Consider the following 7,777-nt stretch of genomic DNA (forward strand, 5'->3'; position numbering starts at 1 on the left):
TTGGCATTAAGCACATTTGCCCTTTCCGTATTGTTGGCTTTATGTATGATTTTTTTCTTTTCTGATTTAATTGTCAATAATTCTTAAATACAACTATATGAAAATTACATTTTATGGACACGCTTCTGTCGGAATTGAGGTAGGAGGGAAACACGTTTTAGTAGATCCATTTATTTCAGCTAACCCATTAGCAGCGCAGGTCGATATCAGTACGATAAAAGCTGATTATATTTTATTGACGCACGCTCACGGCGATCATATTCTGGATGTAGAAGCCATTGCAAAGCGCACTAATGCTGTGATTGTTTCTAATGCTGAGATTGCGGGGTATTATGAGGCTAAGGGTTTTCAGGCACATCCTATGAATCACGGCGGAAGCTGGAATTTTGATTTCGGAAAAGTAAAATATGTGAACGCCATTCATTCGAGTTCTTTTCCTGACGGTACTAATGGAGGTAATCCGGGTGGTTTTGTTATCGAAGGCGAACACAAAAATATTTATATCGCGGGAGATACTGCCCTTACTATGGACATGAAGTTGATTCCAATGCGTACCAAACTGGATTTGGCAATCCTTCCTATAGGTGACAATTTTACGATGGATATCGAGGATGCTATTTTGGCTTCAGACTTTGTGCAATGTGATAAAGTACTTGGTTATCATTATGATACTTTTGGTTATATTGAAATTGATCACAAAACAGCCATTCAAAAGTTTTTCGATAAAGGAAAAGATTTAATGTTGCTAAAAATAGGAGAGAGTATCGAATTATAAAATGATTTAGGAGCTATTTCCAGCTGTCCACTATATCTTTTATGTCTCGTCCTTTTGGACGAGGCATAAAAGGATGCCGTTGCCATCTGGGCTAGTTTCGTATACTTAACACAAGATACATCAGTGAATAAAGTAATTTTCATGCTATTCATTAGCATTTTTCATCAGTCGGGATTTGCGCAACAAGACGGTTATTGGGACAAAGACAGAGCCACTACTAAAGAAATTATCGTTGCTGCGCGAGATAGAATTGTAATTAAAACCGATGATTTTCCTATTGGTACTACAGAATTGATTTACAGAATTACCCTTTTGGATGATAATCAGAAAATCGCAAGTAGTTTAGTTTCACTTTTAAAAGCAATTCCGGATCCTACTGGAATCAGCCAAGGTTCCGCAGGCGCTGTTTTCTTGTTTTCTCGTATTTCAGGAGATGATAAAAGCAAGTACGCTATTTTTTCTTCAAATGAACTGGCATCTTCGTATCAAAAAAATGGTAAAATGGACGATGCCTGCTTAGCGCAAGAAACACCGTTAAACAAAGATGCAAAACGATTGTCACTAGATAAATCTGCTTGTTTAAAAAATACGACAACAAATCTTTGGTTTGGTTTCGAAAGTTCGAACTGGATTATGAAGCAAAAAATTATTCTTGAAGTAGTACCTTGGGTAGATACGAAATTAAGCAGAGGTTGGACTCTAGAAAACAGAAAATTCGTAATCAATCAATGCAAAACTTCCGTACTAGCCCGAAAACTGGCTAACTCTGATGATTTTTGTATATGTATCGAAGAGAAAATTCAAAAAGAGTATAAGTTTCAGGAATTTCAGAAACTTCTCGCTATCGAGCAGGTAAAATTGTACAAGGACAATGGAGAAAGCTGCATCAATGAAAAGGGCGTTTCTAAGGGAATCTATAATGATTTGCGTAGCAAAGCATTAAATTTCGCCAAGAAAGGCGAATATGGCCGTGTAATAGACATCTACGCAAGGATAATCAGCGATGGGAAGGCAACTGCCGTAGATTACAGTACTATTGGCTTTGCCTATATTATGACCAAACAATATGGCAAGGCTATTAAATTCCTGAAAGAAGGCGAAAAGCTGGACGATACGGAGTTATTGGTTAAGCTCAATTTGGCGCATGCCTATTTACTCCATGATGAATTCAGAAACGCAAAATCTATTTACAAGGAGTACCAATCTCAAAATGTCAATGACAGTGGGAGTTGGACTCAAAAAGTAAAACAAGATTTTGTAGTTTTTATAAAGGCAGGGATTCAAAATGATGATTTTGAGCGTGTTTTAAGATTATTAGTGAATTAGAGAAAATGAGAAAAGTAACTAGTTATTTGCGACTAGTAGGTTTAGCCTTTATTTTTATTGGTATAATTTTAAATTTCCAAATGTATGTTTATGAGAAATGGCCAACTTATCTATTTCTGATTTTGTGCCTTTTCGGAATTCTATTAATTGGGTTGTCATATTTAATGAAACCAAAACCCTAATTTGTTAATTCAGGCTCAGTCGAGAAAAGTTAAAAAAGCGCAGCGAGCCTCGTAAAAACCCTATTGCCCTTTGTGGCTAAAATATAGATATGAAAGCAACGTACCACAAATACAACCTCCTATTCAAACGTCCCTCAGGAACTTCTCGAGGTGTTATGACAGAAAAAGAAACCTGGTTTTTAGTGCTCGAAGAAGAAGGTAAAATAGGAATAGGAGAGTGCGGAATTTTAAGAGGATTAAGCATCGATGACCGACCGAATTATGAAGAAAAATTGCAATGGACTTGCGCTAATATCCATTTGGGAAAAGACCAACTTTGGGAAGGGTTAATGGAGTTTCCTTCGATACAGTTTGGAGTCGAAATGGCATTCCAGTCGTTGCGCAGTGAAACTCCTTTTTTACTGTTCCCTTCCGAGTTTACTGAAGGTACAAAATCAATCCAAATCAATGGTCTCGTTTGGATGGGCGAAGCCGCTTTTATGAAGCAACAAATAGAAGAGAAATTAGCGGAAGGATTCACTTGCGTAAAGCTTAAAATTGGAGCGATAGATTTTGATAAAGAACTGGATTTATTGCGGTATATCAGGCGACATTTCACTCCAGAGCAGGTTGAAATCAGAGTAGATGCTAATGGAGCTTTTGATTTAAATGAAGCTTTAGATAAAATAACACAACTATCTGAATTTAAATTACATAGTATAGAGCAGCCGATACAAAAAAACAATACTGACAGGATGGCAGATCTATGCTTGAATGCTGCTTTACCCATTGCTCTTGACGAGGAGCTCATCGGAGTGTTTACATTGGAAGATAAAGAACGTTTGTTGCAAAAAACAGCCCCTCAGTACATCATTTTGAAACCTAGTTTTATAGGAGGTTTTCGGGGAACGCAAGAATGGATTTTATTGGCCGAAAAGCATCATATCGGGTGGTGGATTACGTCTGCTTTAGAGAGTAATATTGGGTTGAATGCTATTGCTCAATGGACCTTTTTACAACATAATTTAATGCCTCAAGGACTCGGTACAGGAGGTCTTTATACTAACAATTTTGAGTGTCCATTAGTCGTTGCTGGCGGACAGTTGTGGTATGAAAAATCAAAGGAGTGGCAATTTAATCTTGATCAATTAACACTTTTGTAAATCTTATTTTTGACTTTAAATATAAAAAAACCGATGATTACTAGGTGTGTAAAAATCGGGTTTTTTATGAAAAATAACGACTGTTTATTACTTGTAATTCAGCTTGTAATTTAACGTAAACAGCAAGATTAATTGTTGGAGTAGATGGTGCATTTTCGATGCCAAAAGCGTCAAATATAGTAATATTTGCTCCATATTTGTTCCTTTAAAACTCATAAGTAAACTCGAGATCAACGGCATTATACGTTTTTCAGTCCAAATAGGAAGGCTATTTTGAGCGGTTTTTTTAAATTTACTTTGGTTTAGGATAGGATTTTTTGTAGTTAAGGGGAGTATAAGAATCCCTTTTGTGGTGATGTTATAGCCAACTTCGGCAGCAAATTTTAAATATGCAGAGTAATTATTAGTCATATAACCATAACTAATATTTCCATAGAACACTATTTCGTAGCGCTGGCTCCAGCGTTTAAGATAGGATTGAAGATATTGGCGTTGCAATCAGTACTCAAACAGGTATTGACATCGTTTTTAGAAGTGTTTTCTTGATATTGTAATCCCGTGCATAGTTTCCATTTTTGGTCAAAAATCTAATGTTTATGCCCAAAGGTTAGGTTCCGTAATCCGGAAATATTCCCTACTCTATTTTTTGTAGCTGAATCGAGACTAGTTAATTTCACCGGAGTGACAAGCAAAGCTTCTCAATTATAAGTGATATCATCTTCACTATAAATTTGTGTAGTAAAATCAGTGTAATTAGCCGCTAATGTAGTATTTATACCATTGATTTACTCTTTATTGTAAAAGATTCCCGAAATTCCGCACTATACATTTCCGTTTTCTTTTTCTTCTATCCACGTGCTTTGTGCATGTATAAATTCAGTTGAAAGAGCTATAATAAATATTTTATTATTTAGACGAAAATATTAATATGCCTGACGTATAATAGAAAACACTTTTTTATTAAAAACGATTTTAGATCGTTATTAACAGAATTAGTTTCAATTTAGCTTGTGTAAATTTGCTTTGTGAAAATTCTAGTAATTATTCCTCTCGTTTTACTGTAGAAACAAAAGATTATAGAGGTAATAGAATAGAAATCTAAATACCTTTATTGAATTCGGTATCAATCTAAGTGTGCCAATACGAGAGCTCTTCGTACCAATAATTTTGGTTATCTTCTTGATTTACCTCAAGCGAGTTTCGTATAAAAAAGGCAGAAACTAAATGTGTATTTTAACTGCGATTATCAAATATTCATAGTTCTTGATTTACTTTTTGAAGTAATTATTTGCTTATTGATATGGTCAATTAACTGCTTCCTATCAATAGGTTTCGAAATGTATCCATTACCGCCCACTTGAATTGCTTTTTCAGCTTCATCCGTAAACACAAACGCACTTTGTGTGATTATAATTACGTCTTTATTAAACTCCCGTATTTTTTTAATAGCTTCATATCCATTCATAACAGGCATTTGGATGTCCATTAGAATGATGTCAATATCTGGATTCTTTTTACATAGATGTACCGCTTCAAATCCATTTCTGGCTATTAATAAATTTTCCCCAAATATTTTTAAAATTTTAGAGATAAACTTTAGTGAGATGCTATCATCTTCTGCAACAAGTATTTTTAATTTTTGTGTCTCATAAGGAATTGTTGCTAACGGACCTTGGATTACTTTGACGGGTACATCTGTTTTTATGATAGGAATTTTAAAATAAAAGACGGCGCCTTTATCTATATTGTTTTCTGCCCAGATTTTACCGCCTAACAGCTCTGTGTATGACTTCGAAATGTACAAACCCAAGCCGGCTCCATCATAATTCCTGTTCAAAGAATCATCGACCTGCCTGAATCGTTCAAAAATAACATCTATTTTATTAGAATCAATTCCGATACCTGAATCTTCTACATAAAAAGTGATGGAATTGTTGTTTCTAAAACATCCTATCTCAATAAATCCGTCAGCGGTGAATTTTAATGCGTTTGACAGCAAATGCGATAATATAGCGGAGACTTTTTCTTCATCTGTATGTATTAAATTGTCGTCTGCAATTAAAGTATTGTTTATTTTAAGTTCAATATTTTTTTCTTTGGCTTCCTTTTCAAAAATAGTACAAATAGATTCTATTTGATCTTTTATAGAGGTTTCTTTATAGGACAGATTCATTTGCCCAGATTCTATTTTCGAAATACTAACGATGTCATTTATGATATTAAGCATTCTATTGCCGCTCTTTTCAATGACATTAATATATTGCTGTTGTTCTTTCCCAGTTAGTCTTGGTTCCTTTAGAAGTTCTGTAAAGCCGAGAATACCATTCATTGGAGTTCGGATCTCATGACTCATGTTTGCTAAAAAAGAAGATTTTAATTGGTCACTTTCTTCTGCTTTTTCTTTCGCGTAAATTAGTTCGGTATTAATCTTTTGTATCTGAATAATACTCTCGTACAGTTCTCGATTGCGTATCTCCAGTTTCGTGTTTAGATCCTGTAATTTTTTTTTAGCTAGTTTTCGTTCTGTCATTTCTTGGATAAAAATAACGACACCTTCTTTACTTGGTATTATTCGATTTTCGAACCAGCGATCCCATGGAATATAGTAATCTTCAATAATTACTTCTTTTTTAGTTTTCATTGCTTTATAGTAAGCCTTGTGGAATGGTGTTCCAAGAGCTTCAGGAAAAACAGTCCCTAAATCTTTGCCAATGAGGTCCTCTGGTCGTTTTCCAAAGAGTAGACCTGCCTTTTTATTTACAAAGGTGTATTTCCAATTGTTGTCTATCGCAACAAAAGCATCTGACATATTTTCTAAAGAGCTTGTGAGTTTTTCATTAATGTGGTCAATTTGATTTTCATTAATTTTGTTCTTGTTGGCTATTGTATCAAACAATTCCTTCAATGAATTGTAATCTTCTTGTAGTTGATAAAAAGTAGGGGTAATTGCGGTGGTATTTAAATTCCTATTATCCATTTTTAATAAATTAAATTTAGGAATACACATACATGTATACCTTACAATTTTTAAAAATATATAAGTTTAGCGTCTAGTAGATTAAGGGTCACTAAATATAACAAATATTAACTGTAAAAATTAAAAACATCATTTTTTTTATGATTAGTTGTGAACATTACTTACTTAAAAATTAAACGAGGCAACAATTTGTTAGGTTTTTTTTGCAAATAGTTCTATGTCAATTTTGAGAACAATTCAAAAAGTAAACAATTACATAGATGGGTGGTAACCTAAATCTTTTTATTAAAGGCGTGGTAAATCTAAAGTGCAAGCGCTATCAAAAGCCAAAATGTTAAGAGAACCCAGATAAAATAAGTAGCATTTTCTAAGTAAGCTACTTTCTTTCTCTTGCGGGCATAGCGGGAATGGATGCCGAAATCTCTAAGAAAATATTGCGGAGAATAAAATTAGTAGTGAAAAAACAAGTCAGATTTCCACTACTATTTTTTTAAATTAACATTAAAGTCAGGAGCCTGATCTAATTGGAAAGTTGCCGAGGCCATTTTTACGGCTCCATTAGTCGCTTCACTTTCAGTTAATATTTTAGTAAACAATTCTGATTTTGTAGTTCTCCTTCTTTTATAGCCCACTACATAACGAAGGGTGTATTCTGCCCAGTTATCATTTGCTACTAGTGTAAGCATTGGTGCTGTTTGCGCGTCTTCTAAACGGTATTTATTTTGCGGCGAGGCCCATTTTTGTTTGGATCTGATTGTTAGGTCTCCTGCGACTTCAATTCCAGCTCTTAGGATTATTTCCCTGGCTTTATCATAATCACTGCCATATTGAATTGGTATTTTAATTTCATCCCATAAAAAAGGAAAATCACCTGAATAATTAAATACCGGTTCCTTAAAAACATAACTATTTGCAATCAATACAATTCGGCCGTTATACAGGTCGCCATCGACCCTATGCTGCTCCCCAAAAAACGTACAATTTTTTGCTTTAAATTAAGGTAGGATTAAAAACCTTAAATTAGCAGAATTATGTCAAGAACAAGAAGAGTATTTGGAAAGGATTTTAAAGCAAAAGTTGCTTTAGAAGCGTTAAGAGATAAAGAAACATTAGAGGTTTTAGCTAAGAAATATGGGCTTTTACCCACCCAAATTTCGATCTGGAAAGCCGAGGCGATTAAAAATATATCGACAGTTTTCAATCAAGAAAAAGCAGTAGCAAAAAAAGAAGAAATTCCAATTTAAAAGCTTTTTGCAAGAATTGGACAACTGACTTTAGAGAATGACTTTCTAAAAAAAAAGTTGAGCTAATGCCATTGATTGAGAGAAAGAACATGGTAGATTTGAACGAAAAATTGAGTCTATCTAAACAGTCT

General features: G+C 34.3%; 6 protein-coding genes. 4 read left to right on the forward strand and 2 right to left on the reverse strand.

All coding sequences use genetic code 11. The features are described 5' to 3' along the window. Nucleotides 1-97: 97 nt before the first annotated feature. The 3 genes from A3SG_RS0116720 (at nt 98) to A3SG_RS0116730 (ending at nt 3,425) form a co-directional block, all read left to right on the forward strand. Nucleotides 98-775, forward strand: coding sequence for a metal-dependent hydrolase (locus tag A3SG_RS0116720; RefSeq protein ID WP_016991156.1), 678 nt, complete (start codon nt 98-100; stop codon nt 773-775). 141 nt (nt 776-916) lie between these two features. Beyond that, nucleotides 917-2,101, forward strand: coding sequence for a tetratricopeptide repeat protein (locus tag A3SG_RS0116725; RefSeq protein ID WP_016991157.1), 1,185 nt, complete (start codon nt 917-919; stop codon nt 2,099-2,101). 271 nt (nt 2,102-2,372) lie between these two features. Then, nucleotides 2,373-3,425 (forward strand): o-succinylbenzoate synthase, encoded by a 1,053-nt coding sequence (locus A3SG_RS0116730; protein WP_016991158.1) that lies wholly within the window; start codon nt 2,373-2,375, stop codon nt 3,423-3,425. Between the two features lie 1,246 nt (nt 3,426-4,671). Here A3SG_RS0116730 and A3SG_RS0116740 read toward each other — a convergent pair. Together A3SG_RS0116740 and A3SG_RS20230 are read right to left on the reverse strand one after the other, a co-directional pair. Further along, nucleotides 4,672-6,402, reverse strand: a complete 1,731-nt coding sequence (locus A3SG_RS0116740; RefSeq protein ID WP_157485525.1) for a PAS domain-containing sensor histidine kinase — start codon at nt 6,400-6,402, stop codon at nt 4,672-4,674. A gap of 482 nt (nt 6,403-6,884) precedes the next feature. Continuing rightward, entirely contained in the window at nt 6,885-7,322 is a 438-nt protein-coding gene (locus A3SG_RS20230; RefSeq protein ID WP_016991161.1) for a mechanosensitive ion channel family protein, read from the reverse strand. A 111-nt stretch (nt 7,323-7,433) separates the two neighbouring features. Here A3SG_RS20230 and A3SG_RS20235 point away from each other — a divergent pair, with 111 nt between their 5' ends. Further along, complete coding sequence (locus A3SG_RS20235) at nt 7,434-7,646, forward strand: hypothetical protein (RefSeq protein ID WP_016991162.1); 213 nt, start codon at nt 7,434-7,436, stop codon at nt 7,644-7,646. The last annotated feature ends 131 nt before the right edge of the window (nt 7,647-7,777 follow it).

Origin of the sequence: Flavobacterium sp. ACAM 123, from assembly GCF_000264055.1 — a bacterium.
GTDB lineage: Bacteria > Bacteroidota > Bacteroidia > Flavobacteriales > Flavobacteriaceae > Flavobacterium.

Excerpts from the sequence above, each read along its gene's own strand:
- A3SG_RS0116720 (WP_016991156.1), top strand. The coding sequence starts at position 98 with ATGAAAATTACATTTTATGGACACGCTTCTGTCGGAATTGAGGTAGGA.
- A3SG_RS0116725 (WP_016991157.1), top strand. The coding sequence starts at position 917 with ATGCTATTCATTAGCATTTTTCATCAGTCGGGATTTGCGCAACAAGAC.
- A3SG_RS0116730 (WP_016991158.1), top strand. The coding sequence starts at position 2,373 with ATGAAAGCAACGTACCACAAATACAACCTCCTATTCAAACGTCCCTCA.
- A3SG_RS0116740 (WP_157485525.1), bottom strand. The coding sequence starts at position 6,402 with ATGGATAATAGGAATTTAAATACCACCGCAATTACCCCTACTTTTTAT.
- A3SG_RS20235 (WP_016991162.1), top strand. The coding sequence starts at position 7,434 with ATGTCAAGAACAAGAAGAGTATTTGGAAAGGATTTTAAAGCAAAAGTT.